The 16,512-nt window shown below is 75.8% G+C and carries 19 protein-coding genes; 14 read left to right on the top strand and 5 right to left on the bottom strand.

Annotated features, from left to right (window positions below):
• Positions 1–46 precede the first annotated feature (46 nt).
• From E5225_RS08460 to E5225_RS08495, 8 genes are all read left to right on the top strand, one after another.
• The gene (locus E5225_RS08460; RefSeq protein WP_135972763.1) at positions 47–655 is read left to right on the top strand and encodes a CDP-alcohol phosphatidyltransferase family protein; all 609 of its coding nucleotides are present in this window, start codon (positions 47–49) and stop codon (positions 653–655) included.
• On the top strand, positions 652–1,641 hold the full coding sequence (locus E5225_RS08465; protein WP_135972762.1) for a DUF881 domain-containing protein: 990 nt from the start codon (positions 652–654) through the stop codon (positions 1,639–1,641). The genes E5225_RS08460 and E5225_RS08465 overlap by 4 nt, the downstream gene beginning before the upstream one ends.
• The gene (locus E5225_RS08470) at positions 1,638–1,970 is read left to right on the top strand and encodes a small basic family protein (RefSeq protein ID WP_135972761.1); all 333 of its coding nucleotides are present in this window, start codon (positions 1,638–1,640) and stop codon (positions 1,968–1,970) included. Before E5225_RS08465 ends, E5225_RS08470 begins: the two co-directional genes overlap by 4 nt.
• Positions 1,967–3,178, top strand: coding sequence for a DUF881 domain-containing protein (locus E5225_RS08475; protein ID WP_135972760.1), 1,212 nt, complete (start codon positions 1,967–1,969; stop codon positions 3,176–3,178). The genes E5225_RS08470 and E5225_RS08475 overlap by 4 nt, the downstream gene beginning before the upstream one ends.
• Positions 3,179–3,322: 144 nt before the next feature.
• Entirely contained in the window at positions 3,323–3,796 is a 474-nt protein-coding gene (locus E5225_RS08480) for an FHA domain-containing protein (RefSeq protein ID WP_135972759.1), read from the top strand.
• Between the two features lie 124 nt (positions 3,797–3,920).
• Positions 3,921–4,586, top strand: a complete 666-nt coding sequence (gene ftsR, locus E5225_RS08485; RefSeq protein ID WP_135972758.1) for a transcriptional regulator FtsR — start codon at positions 3,921–3,923, stop codon at positions 4,584–4,586.
• A 98-nt stretch (positions 4,587–4,684) separates the two neighbouring features.
• Complete coding sequence (locus tag E5225_RS08490; RefSeq protein WP_243738137.1) at positions 4,685–5,209, top strand: bifunctional nuclease family protein; 525 nt, start codon at positions 4,685–4,687, stop codon at positions 5,207–5,209.
• Between the two features lie 153 nt (positions 5,210–5,362).
• Complete coding sequence (locus tag E5225_RS08495) at positions 5,363–5,950, top strand: MerR family transcriptional regulator (RefSeq protein ID WP_135972757.1); 588 nt, start codon at positions 5,363–5,365, stop codon at positions 5,948–5,950.
• Between the two features lie 99 nt (positions 5,951–6,049).
• Here E5225_RS08495 and E5225_RS08500 read toward each other — a convergent pair whose 3' ends face one another.
• Positions 6,050–6,817 (bottom strand): ParA family protein, encoded by a 768-nt coding sequence (locus E5225_RS08500; RefSeq protein ID WP_135972756.1) that lies wholly within the window; start codon positions 6,815–6,817, stop codon positions 6,050–6,052.
• 146 nt (positions 6,818–6,963) lie between these two features.
• Between E5225_RS08500 and E5225_RS08505 the strand changes: the two genes are divergently transcribed.
• The 4 genes from E5225_RS08505 (at position 6,964) to E5225_RS08520 (ending at position 9,298) form a co-directional block, all read left to right on the top strand.
• A complete protein-coding gene (locus tag E5225_RS08505; protein ID WP_135972755.1) occupies positions 6,964–7,617 on the top strand; it encodes an MBL fold metallo-hydrolase in 654 nt (217 codons plus the stop codon).
• A 71-nt stretch (positions 7,618–7,688) separates the two neighbouring features.
• Positions 7,689–7,895, top strand: a complete 207-nt coding sequence (locus E5225_RS08510) for a hypothetical protein (protein ID WP_135972754.1) — start codon at positions 7,689–7,691, stop codon at positions 7,893–7,895.
• A gap of 35 nt (positions 7,896–7,930) precedes the next feature.
• On the top strand, positions 7,931–8,455 hold the full coding sequence (locus E5225_RS08515; RefSeq protein ID WP_135972753.1) for a GNAT family N-acetyltransferase: 525 nt from the start codon (positions 7,931–7,933) through the stop codon (positions 8,453–8,455).
• 210 nt (positions 8,456–8,665) lie between these two features.
• Complete coding sequence (locus E5225_RS08520; RefSeq protein WP_135972752.1) at positions 8,666–9,298, top strand: hypothetical protein; 633 nt, start codon at positions 8,666–8,668, stop codon at positions 9,296–9,298.
• A 41-nt stretch (positions 9,299–9,339) separates the two neighbouring features.
• Here E5225_RS08520 and E5225_RS08525 read toward each other — a convergent pair whose 3' ends face one another.
• A complete protein-coding gene (locus tag E5225_RS08525) occupies positions 9,340–10,212 on the bottom strand; it encodes an NAD(P)H-binding protein (protein WP_135972751.1) in 873 nt (290 codons plus the stop codon).
• Between the two features lie 184 nt (positions 10,213–10,396).
• Here E5225_RS08525 and E5225_RS08530 point away from each other — a divergent pair, with 184 nt between their 5' ends.
• Positions 10,397–10,972: a hypothetical protein gene (locus E5225_RS08530; RefSeq protein WP_135972750.1), complete on the top strand. Its 576-nt coding sequence runs from the start codon at positions 10,397–10,399 to the stop codon at positions 10,970–10,972.
• A 42-nt stretch (positions 10,973–11,014) separates the two neighbouring features.
• Here E5225_RS08530 and E5225_RS08535 read toward each other — a convergent pair whose 3' ends face one another.
• The gene (locus E5225_RS08535; RefSeq protein ID WP_135972786.1) at positions 11,015–11,965 is read right to left on the bottom strand and encodes an aldo/keto reductase; all 951 of its coding nucleotides are present in this window, start codon (positions 11,963–11,965) and stop codon (positions 11,015–11,017) included.
• A gap of 226 nt (positions 11,966–12,191) precedes the next feature.
• Between E5225_RS08535 and E5225_RS08540 the strand changes: the two genes are divergently transcribed.
• Complete coding sequence (locus E5225_RS08540; protein WP_135972749.1) at positions 12,192–12,536, top strand: RNA polymerase-binding protein RbpA; 345 nt, start codon at positions 12,192–12,194, stop codon at positions 12,534–12,536.
• A gap of 170 nt (positions 12,537–12,706) precedes the next feature.
• On the opposite strand, the gene lnt is transcribed toward E5225_RS08540, so the two are convergent.
• Both lnt and E5225_RS08550 read right to left on the bottom strand, forming a co-directional pair.
• A complete protein-coding gene (gene lnt, locus E5225_RS08545; RefSeq protein WP_135972748.1) occupies positions 12,707–14,272 on the bottom strand; it encodes an apolipoprotein N-acyltransferase in 1,566 nt (521 codons plus the stop codon).
• Positions 14,273–14,874: 602 nt separating this feature from the next.
• On the bottom strand, positions 14,875–16,506 hold the full coding sequence (locus E5225_RS08550) for an amidohydrolase (protein WP_135972747.1): 1,632 nt from the start codon (positions 16,504–16,506) through the stop codon (positions 14,875–14,877).
• Between the last annotated feature and the right edge of the window lie 6 nt (positions 16,507–16,512).

The following is a 16,512-nucleotide window of genomic DNA, read 5'->3' on the forward strand; positions in this document are numbered from 1 at the left end:
GTGCGGGTCGCATAGGATCACGGGACAGACGACGACGGGGGAGGGCGTGACGGAGGAGTCGACGGTCAGCACGCGCGTCCTCACCGTCCCCAACGTCATCAGCCTCGCGCGGCTGCTCCTCGTCCCCGTGTTCGCCGTCCTCGTCGCGAACGGCGCGGACGCGTGGGCGCTCCTGGTGCTCGCCGTGTCGGGCGCCAGCGACTGGCTGGACGGCGTCCTCGCGCGCCGCATGCAGCAGGTGACGCGCCTCGGGCAGATGCTCGACCCCGCGGCCGACCGGCTCTTCATCCTCGTCACGCTGCTCGGGCTCGCGTGGCGGGGCACCGTCCCCGTGTGGCTGGTCGTCGTCCTCGTCGCCCGTGACGTGGTGCTCGCCGTCATGCTGCTCGTGCTGGCGCGCGCCGGGTACCCGCCTCTGCGCGTGCACCTGGCAGGCAAGGCGGGCACGTTCGTGCTGCTCTACGCCTTCCCGCTCCTGTTCCTCTCGCAGTGGCCGTCCACGGTCGGTCAGGCCGCCGGCGTGCTCGGCTGGGCGTGTGCGCTGTGGGGCGTGGCGCTCTACTGGTTCGCGGGCGTGCTCTACCTGGCCCAGGCGTGGACGGTCCTGCGGCGGGAGCGTCGCGAGCGCCTGCGTGACCGGGCGACGGCGTCATGAACCGGCGGCACTCGGAGCCGGGGCCGCGGCGCGCCGCCGACGCGTCGATGACGCTCATCAACGAGACGTACCGCCGCCCCCTCGACCCCGGGTACCAGGAGGTGGCGGACCGCCGACGGGCGGGGACGGCCCCGCGCCGGACCGTCCGCGGCGGTGCCGCGCTGCTCGTCCTCGCCGTCGCGCTCGGCGCGTTCGCGACGTCCGCCGCCACGGCGCTGCGTCGTCCGCCGCCTGCGGTCCTCGAGGCGCGCGCCCTCCTGGAGACCGAGATCCGTGAGCGGATCGACCGCGCCGAGTTGCTGCGCGACGCGAACGCGCTCCTGGCGGCCGAGGTCACCGGGCTGCAGACCGCCGCGGCCTCGAGCGAGGACCCCGCCCTGCTCGCACAGCTGCAGCAGGACGCGGTTCCCGGCGGCCGCGTGCCGGTCGTCGGGCCCGGCCTGCAGATCGTCCTGACGGACTGGGTGCCGGGGCCGGGCGAGCAGGAGAACCCCGACAACCGTGTGCAGGACGTCGACCTCCAGCTGCTGGCCAACGGCCTGTGGGCGGCCGGCGCCGAGGCCATCGCCATCAACGGCGCGCGCCTGACCTCGACGACGGCCATCCGCAGTGCCGGTGCCGCCGTCCTCGTCGACCTGCGGCCGCTCGGCAGCCCGTACACCGTGGAGGCGATCGGTGACGCCGCCGGTCTGCAGACCGGGCTCGCCCGCGGGGTCGCCGGGCAGCGGCTGGCCAGCTTGCGCCAGCAGTTCCGCATCGGCGTGGAGGTCACCCCGGAGAAGGATCTCGAGCTGCCCGCCGCGGGCTCTGCCACGTTGCGCTCCGCGCGGGTGCTGGGCGACGCCGGTGCCACGGGCACGGTGCCCGATCCGACCGCCCGCTCGACGGCGGGTGCGGCCGCTCGGGGGAGCGCCGCAGACGCTCTTGGGCCCGTGTTGCGCGATGTGGCAGTGTCGTCGGGTCCGGACGGAGGGGAGCGCTCGTGATCGCGGTGATCGGACTCCTGCTCGGCGTGGTCGCCGGGCTGCTCATCGAGCCGACCGTGCCCGCGAACCTCCAGCCGTACCTGCCGATCGCCGTCGTGGCCGCGCTCGACGCGCTCTTCGGCGGGCTGCGCGCCTTCCTGGACGGCATCTTCGACGAGCGCGTCTTCCTCACGTCGTTCCTGTCGAACGTCGTCGTCGCCGCGCTGATCGTGTTCCTCGGCGACCAGCTGGGCGTCGGCTCGCAGATGACGACGGCGGTCATCGTCGTCCTCGGCATCCGGATCTTCTCCAACGCCGCGTCCATCCGGCGCCACCTGTTCAAGGCATGACCACCGAGGGACCGGGCATGGCGGCGGCCGGTGACGGTCGGTCCGCGGGGCGCCCTGCGGACCGTGGCGCCGACGGCGGCGCGGCCGACCGCGCGCCGGAGGAGGCGCCCGTCGTCGACCCCCGCGACCCGCTGGGCCTCGGTGACCTCGACGCGCCGGCCGAGCACGGGTCGCAGGGCGCGCCGGCGACCGCGGACGAGCCGCGCGACGCGGACCCGGCCGGCGAGACGGACCCGGGCGGGACCGCGGACTCGGGCGGCGACGCGGATCCGGGCGACGGCGCGGCGGTCCGCGAGGACGACCCCGACATGCCCCGGGCAGTCGCCGACGACCCGGTCGACGCCGGCCCGGACGGGAACGCCGACCCCGACGAGGCCGACCCCGACGAGGTGAGCCCGGTCGCCGCGGGGCCGGCCGCGGTGGAGCAGGACGCGCCCGACACGGCTGCGCCGCCCCCCGACACGACCGCTGCCCTGCCCGCGGCCGAGCGTCCGGCGTGGACCCGGCTCGCGCACGCGATGCGGCCACGGACCACCACGGGCCAGCTCCTGACGGCGGCCCTCTGCGCCCTCCTGGGCTTCGCTCTCGTCGTCCAGGTGCGCCAGACGACGGACACGCACCTCGGCGCCTTGCGGCAGGACGACCTCGTGCGTCTGCTGGACGAGACGACGACCCGCTCGGACGAGCTGACGCGCGAGGCCGCGGACCTGCAGCGGGAGCGCGACGAGCTGCTGTCCGGCTCGGACCGGCAGCAGGCCGCGCTCGACGCGGCGCGCCGCAACGCCGCCACGCAGGGGATCCTCACGGGCCGGCTGCCGGCGACCGGGCCGGGCGTGGAGATCACCCTGACCGAGGCCGAGCCGAGCATCCGTGCCGGCACGATGCTGCACGTCCTCGAGGAGCTGCGGAACGCGGGTGCGGAGGCGATCCAGCTCAACGACCAGCGCGTGACGGCGAGCAGCGCGTTCACGGGGTCGGCGGGTGCGGTCGTCCTCGACGGCGTCACGCTCAGCACGCCGTACCGCTGGCGGGTGATCGGCGAGCCCGACACGATCGCCACTGCGCTCGAGATCCCCGGCGGTGCGATCGCCACCGTCCGCGCCGACGGCGGGCGGGGGACGGTCGAGACCATGGACCGGGTGGACGTCACGGCGGTGCGCCGGCTGCCGGACCCGGTCCACGCCACGCCCGTGCCCGACGAGGGCTGACGGGGGTGGTCGCGCCGCGGCTCGTCACCCGGTCAGGTGCTCCGTGTGCTGCACGTACGTGCCGGGAGCACATAGGGTGAGAGCCGCGACGGCGGGGTCGAGGCGGGAGCGTCCACGTGCCTGCCACCGACACGGGAGGTGCACATGAGCGACGATCGACCGGCTCCGGCCGGAGGGTTGCCGACGTACCGCGGCGACGGCCCCGACACGACCGTCAGCTTCGGCTCGCTCGAAGCGGTGGACCAGGAGGCCCCCGCACGGGTCGGCCTGACGTCCGACGAGTCAGCCGCGGTGCAGGCGCTGCCGCCGACGTCCGCACTGCTGATCATGCAGCGCGGACCGAGCTCGGGAGCACGCTTCCTGCTCGACGCGGAGCGCACGACGGCCGGCCGCAGCACCCGCGCCGACATCTTCCTCGACGACGTGACGGTGTCGCGCAAGCACGCCGACTTCGTGCGTGAGGGCAACCAGTTCGTCGTCCGGGACATCGGGTCGCTGAACGGGACCTACGTCAACCGCGCGCGGATCGACCAGGCGGTCCTGCGAGCGGGGGACGAGGTGCAGATCGGCAAGTACCGCATGACGTTCCACCCCAGCCCGCACCGTGACGCCTCCTGACGGCGCCGCCGCGCGCGCGCTCGCGACCCGGCAGACCCGTCCCCAGGGCGGGGACACGGCCACGGACTCGAGCGCGGCGCCGGTTGCCGAGCCCTGGCCCCGCGGGCTGTCGCGGCGCGCGAGCATGCGGATCTCCGACGTGCTCGCCGCTCTGCGGCTCGAGTTCCCGGCCGTGACGACGTCGAAGCTGCGGTTCCTTGAGGAGCAGGGGCTCGTCTCGCCCGTGCGCACGCCCTCCGGGTACCGGCAGTACTCGCCGGCCGACGTGGAGCGCCTGCGGTTCGTGCTGCGCCAGCAGCGGGACAAGTACATGCCGCTCAAGGTCATCGGCGAGCGTCTGGCCGAGCTGGACGCGGGGGCGGAGGACGGGGACGCACCGCCGCGCGCCCGGCTCGCGACGAGCGACGGCGTCGCCAGGACGCCCGACCGCCTCACGGCAGACAGGCTCGCGCAGGACGCACGCGTCCCCCGGGAGCTGGTCGAGGACCTGGTCGCGCAGGGCGTCCTGCGACCCGACCAGCGCGGGGTGTTCGACGCGTGGGCGCGGGAGGTGGTCGTGGCCGCGGCTGCGCTCGCCGAGCACGGCATCGACCCTCGCCACCTGCGCGCGTTCCGCGCGGCGGCGGACCGTCAGGCGGACCTCGTCGACCAGGTGGTGGCGCCGTGGCGCGGCCAGCGCAGCGTGTCCGCACGGGCGCGGGCGTCCACGCTGGCCGCGGAGGTGGGGGAGCTCTGCGCGCAGATGCACACCGCGCTGCTGCGCTCGTCCGTGGCCGACCTGACGCCCTGACCCGTCGCCTGACCGCCTGCCCGACGCCGCCCCGGGGGGCCGACGCGCCGTGCCCGGCTCGGGCAGACGTGGCCGCTGCGGCGTCGTAGCGTGGAGGCGTGGCCGACGATCCCGAGCTGGTGCCGGTGGAGGTCGTCGGCGTGCGCACGCACCTGGCCGACGACGAGATCGTCGTGCTCCTGCTGGACCCGGACGCGGCGCTGCTCGTCCCCATCCTCATCGGCCCGAGCGAGGCCTCGGCGATCGCGGCCGCGCAGGCGGGCGTCGTCCCGCCGCGCCCGATGACGCACGACCTGCTGCGCGACGCGCTCGCCGCCGCGGGCGCCCCCGTGGTGCACGTGGAGATCACCAGCCTCGAGGACGGCGTGTTCCATGCGGCCCTCGTGCTGCACGGGGGGCAGCGCGTCGACTCGCGCGCGTCCGACGCCATCGCGGTCGCCCTGCGGTTCGACTGCCCGGTGCTGTGCTCGGCCGAGGTCGTGGCCGTCGCCGGCGTCGAGGTGCGGCCGGCCACGAGCGAGGAGGACCTCGCACAGTTCCGCGAGTTCCTCGACCAGGTGTCGGCCGAGGACTTCGAGACGGGGAACGAGCCGGGACCCGAGCAGGGCGGGCGCGACACCTGACCGGTGTCCGGCCAACCCTGCACCTCAGCCTGAAGGTAAGACATGCAGGGGCGACACGCCGGGCCCGTTCGTTGCGGTCCGGTCGGTGCGGGCCTAGCGTTGCAGCAGATCGAGAAGGAGCGCGCCCGCCCCGCGGACGCCGACGGAGGGCGCGTGGTGAGCAACGAGACTGCCGAGAACTCCGGACCCGTACCGCAGCGAGCGCAGGGTCTGCTGTTCGACGACGACCTCCCCGACCTCGACGTCGCGACGGGGTACCGCGGGCCGACGGCGTGCCGCGCGGCCGGCATCACCTACCGTCAGCTTGACTACTGGGCGCGCACCGGGCTGGTCGAGCCGTCGATCCGCCCCGCCACCGGTTCCGGCACGCAGCGGCTCTACAGCTTCCGGGACATCCTCGTCCTCAAGGTCGTCAAGCGGCTGCTGGACACGGGTGTGTCCCTCCAGCAGATCCGCGCCGCGGTCAGCCACCTGCGCGAGCGCGGCGTGGACGACCTCGCCCAGATCACGCTGATGTCCGACGGCGCGAGCGTCTACGAGTGCACGTCCGCCGACGAGGTCATCGACCTGGTGCAGGGCGGTCAGGGCGTGTTCGGCATCGCCGTCGGGCGTGTGTGGCGCGAGGTCGAGGGCACGCTCGCCGAGCTCCCGACCGAGCGGGCCGAGGACGACACCCCGGTGGCCGTCCCGAACCCGCGGGACGAGCTCGCGCTGCGGCGCCAGGCGCGCACCGCCGGCTGACGAGACCACGACGCACCACGACGCCCCGACCGGAGACCCGGTCGGGGCGTCGTCGTCGTGGTGGTGCGGACGAGCCGTCGCGCGGGCGCGACGGGGAGGTCAGCGCCGGGGCGCTCGGAGCGCGCGCTCGAGCAGCTGGTCGAACACGTCGGCGAGCTCGGCAGCGGCGGCACCCGGCCACGCGTGCACCGGCTGCGCGGCGCCCTGTGCCTGCTGCAGCGCTGCGCGCTCGGGGATGGTGGGGGAGAGGAGGAGCGGCCCGTACAAGGTCTGCAGCTCCTGCAGCCGGTACGCCTGCTCGACGGACCGGAGGCGGACGCGGTTCACCGCGATGCCGAGCGGCTGGAGCGCGGGCGCCGACCCGCGCCGCAGCTCGTCGATCGTGCGCATCGCCCGGCCGACGGCCATGACGGCGAACAGCCCCGGCTCGGTGACGACCACGGCGCGGTCGCAGGCCGTCAGACCCGTGCGGGTGAGTCCACCCAGCGACGGCGGGCAGTCGATGAGCACGAGGTCGTAGCCGGCGACCCACGACAGCGCGTGGCGCAACCGGTCGAGGTCGTCGTCGTCGACCCGGTCGTGCAGGACCGAGCGCTCGGAGCCGGCCAGCACGTCGAGGCCGCGCGCCGACCAGCTCGACGCGACGGTCGCAGCGGCGACGGTCGCGTCGGACGGGGCGTCGAGCACCGACGCCACGTCGCCCGCCGCGGCCCCCGTGGCGCCGAGCGCCATCGTCGAGTCGCCCTGCGGGTCGAGGTCGACGACCAGCGTGCGCAGGCCGCGCTCGAGGGCTGCGGAGGCCAGCCCGAGGGTCACCGAGGTCTTGCCGACACCACCTTTGAGGCTGCACACACCGAGGACGAGCACGGCGCCACGGTAGCCGGGCACGGTCGCCGGGCACGAGTCCGCCACGCGGTGTGGACGGTCCCCGTCGCGCTCCCGGTCCTCGGCTCGTTCCGCGGCCCGGGCATCCGGCCCGGGCGCTGCCGGCGTCCGTACGCCAGGATGGGCCGATGGTCCTCACCGTCACCCGGCACGGGCACTCGTGCGTCCGCATCGAGCGCGACGGGCGCGTCATCGTCGTGGATCCGGGCGTCTGGAGCGACGTCGCCGCCGCGCTCGAGGGTGCGGAGGCGGTCCTCGTCACGCACGAGCACCCCGACCACCTCGACGTGGGCGTGGTCGCCGACCGGGTCCGCGCCGGCACCGAGGCATGGGCACCGGAGCCGGTGCTCGCCGCACTCGAGGCGGCCGGCGCACCGCGCGACCGGCTCCATCCCGTCGCCGAGGGGGACGAGCCGGTGGTGGCCGGGGCCACGGTGCAGGTGCTGGGGGAGCGGCACGCCGTGATCCACCCCGACCTGCCCGTGCCCGCGAACGTCGCGTACCTCGTCGACGGCGCGCTGCTGCACCCCGGCGACTCCTACACGCGGCCGCCCGTCGGCACGGCGGTGGACCTGCTCCTGCAGCCCGTCGGGGCACCGTGGCTGCGGCTCGCCGACGCCGTGGACTACGTGCGCGCCGTGGGGCCGCGTCGGGTGGTCCCGATCCACGACGAGCTGCTCAGCGACAAGGGCCGCGCGAGCGCGGTCACCCTGCTGCGGAAGCTGCTCACCGCGGATGTCCTCGTCCTCGGCGCGGGGGAGTCGGTGACGGTCGGCGGCTGAGGGGCGACGCCGGCCCGGTCGCCGGGCCGCGACGCCCTCGCTAGCGTGGGCGCGTCGAAGAGGAGACACCCATGACCGAGAGCCACGACGTGCCCACGCTGGAGCAGGACGAGACGGTCCCGCCGCGCCCCGAGGAGGAGATCGCGGACCTCGCGCGCTCCGTGCCCGACCCCGCCGGCCACGGGGGCGAGCGGCGCGCTGCCGCCGACCTCGAGGGTGCCGACGGCCTGGGGGAGCAGCGCCCCGACGACGGTCCGACGGCGCGCGAGGTGGGCTGAGCCCCGGGGGTACCGGCGTAGGGCATCCTGGCCCGATGCAGATCCGCGCCGTGGCCGAGGACGACTGGCAGCTGGTCCGTGACATCCGGCTGCGGGCCCTGCGCGAGTCGCCGGAGGTGTTCGGGTCGTCCCTCGCACGCGAGGAGCGGTTCCTCGAGTCGCACTGGCGCATGCGGCTGCGCACCAGCCCGACGTGGGTGGCGGTCGAGGACGACGGGACGCCCCGCGGCCTGGTGTCGATGATCCGCGAGCCCGGCTCGTCCGAGGTGGACCGGCACGTGCAGCAGATGTGGGTGGCGCCCGAGGTGCGCCGCCGTGGGGTGGCGTGGGCGTTGCTCGACGCCGTCGTGCGGGCCGCGGCGCACGACGGCGCCGAGACCGCCTCGCTGTGGGTCGTCGAGGACAACGCGTCGGCCGTGGACCTGTACGTGCGTGCGGGCTTCGTGCGTACCGGCGAACGTCAGGTGCTGCCGCGTGACCCGGACCGCACCGAGGAGCGCTACGAGCGGCACGTCGACGTGGCGGGGCTCGACGCGAGCCCGCGCACCGACCAGGCCTGAGCGTGGCCGGAGGGGGCGCGACCCCTCTCGCTGGCGACGGTCTGACATAATGCACATTATCGGCGTTACGGAACGGGGTAGAGCAGCCGGGGTTCCGCGGGTGATGCAGCGCGCCGACGAGCCCGATGTCAGGGCCCGTCCGACACGTGGCCTCTGGCGCGCCCGTCGCAGCACACACGCCCGGCGGCGGCGATGCGACACCATGTGCGCGTGACCGAGCTCACCCTGACGCCGGACGCGCACCGTCGCGTCGTGCGGACCAACGTCGTCGGCGCCGTCCCGTACGCCCTGTTGCTCGCCGTGCCGGCCAGCAGCACCGCGATGCTCACGGGCCGCGGGTGGCTCGCGGCGGCAGCCGTGGCCCTGGCCGTCGCGCTCGTCGCGGCGACCGCCGTCTCCGCCGCGCGCATGGCGCGTCGGTCCCGCCTCGTCTTCGGCGACGGCACGTACGCCGTGGTGGGCGGCGGGCGGGCGCGCCGCTTCACCGCGGCGCAGGTGACGACGGCCGCCATGGTGACGCACATGTCCCTGGGTGCCGGCGCCACGCACCACCTGATCGTCGCGGGAGCAGCGAAGCCGCTCGTGCACCTGGTCGGCCAGGTGTGGGACCGCCAGCAGCTGACCGCGCTGGCGCACGACCTCGCGGCGCGCGGCGTCCCCGTCGCATCGGTCATCGAGCCGATCACGCCTCGTGCGCTCCGGTCCCGCGACCCGCGGCTCATGGCGGCGTGGCGGGCGCGTCCGCTGCTGACCGCGCTCGTCGCCGCCGCCGTGGGGGTCGCGGTGGCGGTCGTCGTCATCACCGTCGCCGCCTCGCTCGCGCTCGTCGCCACCGAGAACTGATCGCCGCACAGGCCGCCGGTGCCCGGGCCGGACGTCGCACGTCAGTCCCCCAGTGCCGGCACGAGGGTGTCGGCGGCCCATGCCCGGAACGTCGTGGTGGTCGTGCTGACCGCGTCGCGCGGGTCCTCGCCGCGGAACGCGGACCGGAAGCCGCGTGCCATCCCGACCGTCGCGTCCACCTGCGCCTGCGTCATGCCGAACGCGCGCAGCTGCTCTGCGACAGCCTCGTCAGGGACCTGCTCGGCGCGGAACGGGCGCCCGGTGAGCTCTGCCAGCGTCGCCGCGACGTCCTCGGCGGAGAGGTCCGCCGGCCCGAGCACGCCCTGCGTCGTGCGGCCGGTCCACCCCGTCGACAGCAGGCGCAGCGCCGCCACGTCGGCCACGTCGTCGGGCGCCACCCACGGGATCCGCCTGTCCACCTCGAGCTGGGTGGTAACCACCCCCGCCCGCAGCGTCTGCAGGTCCATCAGGAGGTTGCTGAAGAAGTAGCCGCAGCGCAGGTGCGTCACCGCGGCGTCCGTGGCGTCGAGGTGCTCCTCGGCCCGGCCCAGTCCGTCGATCTCGCCGAAGCCTCGTCGCGCCTCCGCGCCGACGCTGCTCTGCAGGACGACCCGGCCGATCCCGTTCTCGCGGACGGCGGTCGCCGCCACGGAGCCGAGGGTGTCGTACGCGGCCAGCGGGTCGGGGCCCGTCGACGGCGCGACCCAGTGCAGCGCGTCCGCACCACGCGTGGCCCGCACGACCGAGTCCACGTCCAGCAGGTCGACCGCGAGCACCTCACTGCGGCCGCGGACGGCGTCGGTCAGCCGCCCCGGGTCCCGGACGAGCAGCACCGGCCGGACCCCGGCGCGGTGCAGCCGCGCGACGACGCGCGACCCGACCAGGCCGGTGGGTGTGGCCACGACGATGCGCACGCGTGCCTCCCTCGGTCGACGGCGGACGGCGGACGGCGGACGGCTCAGGTGTACCGCGGACCACCGACACTCCCCCGCCGTGCCCCCCGCGAGCCGACCCCAGCCGCACGATGCCCGTCGCCCGTCCCCGGGCGGCGCGCCGGACGGCCGCACACGGGCCGCTCCCCCGTGACGCTGCACCGCCATGAGCGACCCGACCGGCGCCGACGCGCCCCGCCCGACCGACGACTCCGACGACCGTCTCCCCGACGACCTCCCCGACCACGGGAGCGGCGCCCTGCCCGGCGATGTGCCGCCCCACGTCGTCGACCCGCACGCGCCCCGGTGGGCAGCGCCGGGTCCCGACGACGACCTCGCCGACGCCGCGCCGCCGGGCGTCCGCGTGCTCGACGACGCGGCCGCGCTCGAGCTGATGCTCCGGCTGGTCGGGCCCGAACGGGCCGGTCCGCCCGCGGTGTGGTTCGCCCTGCTGGACGCCCATCGGCGCCTGCTGCCCGTGGTCCTGCCCATCACCGACGTCCCGTTGCGCCCCGACGCCGCCGCGGCACGCCAGCTGGTGCACGTGCTGGCCGTGGTCCTGGAGCGCGAGGCGCCCGGCGGCTCCGCCGTCGTGGCGGTCGTCCGGGCCGCCGGCGGCGACCGGGGCGCGTTCGAGCGCGCGTGGGCGCACGCCGTCGTCCTCGCGGCGACGGACCGGGCACTGCCCGTCGCCGCCGTGGTGGCGATCGGTGAGCACCGTGCCCGCGTGCTGGCGGTGTGAGACGCGGGGCGGGCCGCGGCGCCGCCGGCCCTGCGCCGGTGCTCAGGCCCCGGGCCCGGGCGACGCCTCGTCGATCGCCGCGAGCTGCTCGAGGTCCGGCTCCCACAGGGTGGCCGCGACGTTCGCGCGCACCTGCTCGGGCGTGCGCGCGCCGGCGATCACCGAGCCGACGGCCGGCTGCGCCGCGAGGCCGCCGAGGGCGACCGTCGGCAGGTCGACACCCCACGCGTCGGCCAGCGCCGCGAGGGCCTCGATGCGGTCGAAGTCGGCGCCCGCCATGCGCTGCGGCATGCGCTCGAGACGCGAGCCCGCCGGTGCCGCCTCGCCGCGACGGTACTTGCCCGTGAGCAGTCCCGACGCGAGCGGCACGTACGGCAGGATGCCCACGCCCACGTGCTCGGCGGCGGGCACGAGCTCCGCCTCCGCCTCGCGGTCCATGAGGTTGTAGCGGTTCTGCGCCGAGACGAACGGCGTCGTGCCGGCGGTGCGCGCGGCCCAGTCGGCGTCGACCAGCTGCCAGGCCGAGAAGTTGGACGACCCGAGGTAGCGGACCTTGCCCTCCGCGACGAGCTCCTCGAGGGCCGCCAGCGTCTCCTCGATCGGGGTCTCCGGCTCCGGACGGTGCAGCTGGTAGAGGTCGACGTGGTCCGTGCCCAGACGGCGCAGCGAGCCCTCGATGGCCCGGCGAACGTACCGGCGCGAGGCGCGCGCGCCCCAGTCGGCGCCGTTGAGCCCGCGCACGTCCATGCCGAACTTCGTCGCGACGACCACGTCGTCGCGACGCCCGCGCAGGGCGGCGCCGAGCAGCTCCTCGCTCTGGCCCGGTGTGCCGCCGTAGACGTCGGCGGTGTCGAAGAACGTCACACCGGCGTCCAGGGCGGCGTGGACGACGGCGGCGACGCCGTCGGGCTCCAGGGTCGCGCCGAACGTGTTGCAGCCGAGGCCCGCGGTCGAGACGGTGAGGCCGGAGTCGCCGAGTCGGCGGTAGGTCATGGTCACCATGGCAGCCTAGGACGGGCACCAGCCCCCGGCCTGTGCGGCCAGCCGCACGGACGCGTGCCGTTCCCCCGTCCGTGCTTCCGCGCGCGCTCCCGGCGCCGCTGCGTCAGAGTGGTTTCACCAGACCTTCACGGCTGCGCGGAACACTGACGTCCGCGTCCCCGTTGAGATCACCGGAAGCATCAGGTACGACGGCCGCACAACGGCACGGAGGTCCCACATGGCCAACAGATCCCTGCGCGGGATGCGCATCGGGTCCCACAGCATGGAGACGGAGGAGGGCGTCGACTTCGCTCCCCGTCTCCAGGCGCACTACGACTGCCCGAACGGGCACACCATCATCCTGCCGTTCTCGGTGGAGGCCGACGTGCCGGTGGTGTGGGAGTGCCGCTGCGGCACCGAGGCGCTGCTGCGCGACGCCTCGAAGCCCGAGCTCAAGGCGGGGAAGCCGCCGCGCACGCACTGGGACATGCTCCTCGAGCGTCGCACCGTGAACGAGCTGCAGGAGCTGCTCGACGAGCGGCTCGACCTGCTGCGAGCCGGCAAGCTGCGCCGCAGCGCCTGACCGCAGCACGACGCAGTACCCCGACGCCCCCGGTGGACATGATCCCGGGGGCGTCGCGCTGTCCGGATCGGCGCGCGAGGCGCCCCGCGTGGTGCCCGACGACGCCGCGCCGGACGATGCAGCGGCAGACGATGCAGCGGCCGACCGTGCCGGCGGCACCGGGTGCCGCGTCAGGCGCCGTCGGGCCGCTCGTCGCGGCGCAGCCTGCTCGCCCCCACGGCACCTGCCACCACGACGCACACGGCGAGGGCGGCCGCGATCCGCGCGGGCCAGTCCCCCATGCGTGTCGCGGGCGTCAGTGACGTGCGCAGCGGCAGCGACGCCACCATCTGCGCGGGGGTGAACAGCTCGGTGCGCTGCGTGACGGCGCCGTTCGGCGCGATGACGGCGCTCACGCCGACCGTGGAGATCTGCACGGTGGCCCGGCCGTGCTCGATGGCGCGCAGCCGGGACATCGCCAGCTGCTGCGTGGACTCGTCGGTCCAGCCGAACGATGCGTTGTTGGTCTGCACGACGAGGACCTCGCCGCCCTCCCGGACGGCCGCGCGGACGATGCCGTCGTACGCCACCTCGAAGCAGATGACGTCCCCGAGCGTGACCGTGCGACCGAGCCGTTCCGACACGAGGGGAACCACGCCGGGCTCCGTGCCGGCGACCATGTCGCGTGTGACGAGGTCGACCGCGGGCGAGAAGTTGCGCACGAACCCGCGCATCGGGATGTACTCGGCGAAGGGTGCGGGCCGTTGCTTGGAGTACGTCGCCACCACGCCGGTGCCGGGCTGCCAGAGGACTGCGGTGTTGAAGCGCCCGCCCTCGTCCGGGTACTCGACGGTGCCGACGAGCATCGGGGCGCCGACCTCGCGCGCGACCCCGTCGATGAGACCCGCCGCCTCGGCATCGACCTGCGGGTCGATGTCGGACCCGTTCTCGGGCCACAGCACGACGTCGAGCTCACCGGGCTCCACCTGCTCGAGCAGCGCGCGGGTGCCGGCGACGTGGTTGTCGAGGACCTGGCGCCGCTGGCCGAAGGCGTCCAGCCGGCCCGGCTCCGGGACGTTGCCCTGGACGGCGCCGGTGCGCAGCGTGCCGGCCTCCGCGCCGGTGTCGAGCGGGACGAGCAGCGCGACCAGCCCGACGGCGACCGCGCCCGCCAGCGCGCCGAGCGTGCGCCCGACGGCAAGGCGCCCCGCGGCGAGGACGGCGCGCGCCAGCAGCACCCCGATCGCCGCGACGACGGCGGTCAGCAGCGGCGTGCCGCCGAGCCACATGTAGGACGCCAGCGGCGAGTCGGCCTGGGAGAACGCGAGTCGGCCCCACGGGAAGCCGCCGAACGGCCACGCGCCGCGCAGCTCCTCGACGCCGACCCAGAGGATCACGAACACCACCAGCTGCCACGCGCTGCTGCGCCACACCGCGTGCCCCCGGCGTGCCCATGCCCACGCCGCGCCGAACAGGGCGACGTAGGCGGCCTCCAGGAGGCTGAGGGCGGCCCACGGGACGACGCCCACGGCCTCGTGCGCCCACGTGATCATCGGCGCGAAGCAGGCGAGCCCCCAGACCAGGCCCACCAGCGCGTTCCAGCGCGCGCTGTCGCGCCGCAGCGCGAGGTAGAGCAGCGCCATGCCGAGGTAGGCCGCACCCCACCAGCCCGGGTCGGGGAAGGCCATGCGGGTGAGCCATCCGCCGGCCCCGGCGAGCAGGAGCGTCGCCCAGCGGGCGGGGGGCGGGAGCGGCACCGCGTCAGGGTACGTCAGCCGCCTGGGTGCACCGAGGGACGACCTCGGTGTGCGGAAGGAGGAAGCGCCGGGGCCGCGTGCGGTGGTCAGCCGCCGGGTCCGCAGCCGGGGCGGAGCCACCGGTCGCGGGCCCGGGGCCGGGGAGTTGCCTCCCCGGCTCCGACCGACCGGCCCGTGCGCCCTTCGTACCGGCGAGGACGTCGTCCTGCCGTTGTCTGTTGAGCGCACGGGCCCGGTCGGAGCTCTGGCCGACGGCACCGGACGAGCAGTCTGTGGCCCCCCTACCGGTGCCCTCATCGGCAGGCCATTGGCGAACCTACTCCCGGCCGCGCGCAGGGTGTCAAGGTCGCGTACCGCCAGGTCACGGCACTCCCTCCAGGTCAGCGAGGTCGGTGCGCCGGCTCCGGGGTCGCGCCGCTCGGCGTGTCGTCCGCGTGTCGCTGCGTTGACGCGCGTGATGTGTCGGGCAGGTGACGCGCACGTCGCCGCGACGTGGCCGCGATGCGTCGAGCACCTGACGTTTTTCACCCGGACGGACCAGAGCCGCCGGCGGCCGTTCCCGTCGCGCGGCACCGGCGGCCCGCGCCGCCGCGGCCCCAGGATCAGCCGAGCTCGTCGTGCAGCACGACGCCCGCACGCACCGTGCGCAGGCACCGCGGCGCGGGCGCGCCCGGCGACAGGTCCGGCAGCAGCGGGGACCCGGCGCGGGGGTCGGCGCTCCACGACGAGGTCCGCGCGGCCTGCACGACGAGGTGCTCGGCGCGCCACACGGCGAGGTGCGCCGGCGCCCCCACGCGCAGCTCCCCCGCACCGGTGTGGTCCAGGTGCGCAAGCCGCCACCCGCCGCGGGTGGCGGCGCGGAAGGCGGCCCGCACCGAGATGCGCTGGTCGACCTGGTGGTGCTGGGCCGCCGCCCGCACGCCGGCCCACGGGTCGACCGGGGTCACGGGGGCGTCGGAGCCGAGCGCGAGCGGGACCCCCGCGGCCGCAAGGTCGGCGAACGGGTTCAGGGCGGCGGCACGGCCGCGTCCGAGCCGGGCGGCGTACATGCCGTCGGGCCCGCCCCACGCGGCGTCGAAGGCAGGCTGCACCGACAGGCGCAGGCCCAGCAGGACGATCTGCGCGAGGGACGGCGCGTCCACCATCTCGGCGTGCTCGAGCCGGTGGCCCGCACCGGCGACGGCGGCCGTGCCCTCGACGTCGGCGGCGGCGCGCAGGCCCAGGAGCACCTCGTCGAGCCCGCGGTCGCCGATGACGTGGAGCGCGGCGTGCGTGCCGGCACGCGTGACCGCGGTGATGTGGTTCGCGATCTCCTCCGCGCTGAGGTACAGGTGCCCGGAGGTGCCCGGGGCGTCGGCGTACGGGTGACGCAGCGCGGCCGTGCGCGACCCGATCGCCCCGTCGACGTTGAGGTCGCCGCCGATGCCGGCCAGGCCGGGGATGTCGGCGAGCAGCGCGCGGGCGTCGTCGGCAGTCACGCACCGCTCCCCCCGGTAGCCCACGACGAGCGGCAGGGCGGACGCCGGGTCGGCGGTCATGGCCAGCAGCTCGCGCAGACCGTCGCGGGTGTCGATGGACGGCGCCGACTTCTCGTGCACGGAGACGACGCCCGCGGCCGCGGCCGCGGTGAGCGCCTCCCGGTAGAGCGCCGTCCGCTCCCCCGGCTCCACCGCCCGCGCGAGCGTCCGCGCGGCGTGGTGCGCGTCGCGCTCGACGCGCCCGTCGTCCGACCATCCCGGCAGGCCACGCAGACCGGCGGCCTCGGCGAGGGCCGTGGACACGACCGCGGAGTGCACGTCGACGCGGGCGAGGTACACGGGCAGCCCGTGGGCGGCGGCGTCGAGCTCCTCCCGGGTCGGGGGGCGCCCCTCGGGCCAGTCCCGCTCGTCCCAGCCGTGCCCCAGCAGCGGCCGGCGGTCGCCGCCGGGTCGCGCGGCGGCGGCACGGGCCACGGCGGCGAGAGCGTCGGCGAGGCTGCGCACGCCCGCGGCTGCCGTGAGGTCGGTCCCCCGTGCCGCGAGCGCCGTCTCGAGCAGGTGCACGTGCGCGTCCGCGAACCCGGGCGCGACGAGCGCGCCGTCGAGTTCGACCACCTCGTCGACGCCCGCGACGAGCCCGTCCGCGGTGTCGTCCGAGCCCATCCAGGCCACGGTGCCGTCCTCGACGAGCACCGCCTCGGCGAACGGGTCGGACGGGGAGTGCACGACGCCGTGCCGGTACAGGGTCGAGGTCACATCGTG

It is taken from the genome of Cellulomonas shaoxiangyii (assembly GCF_004798685.1).
GTDB classification, from domain to species: Bacteria; Actinomycetota; Actinomycetes; order Actinomycetales; family Cellulomonadaceae; genus Cellulomonas; species Cellulomonas shaoxiangyii.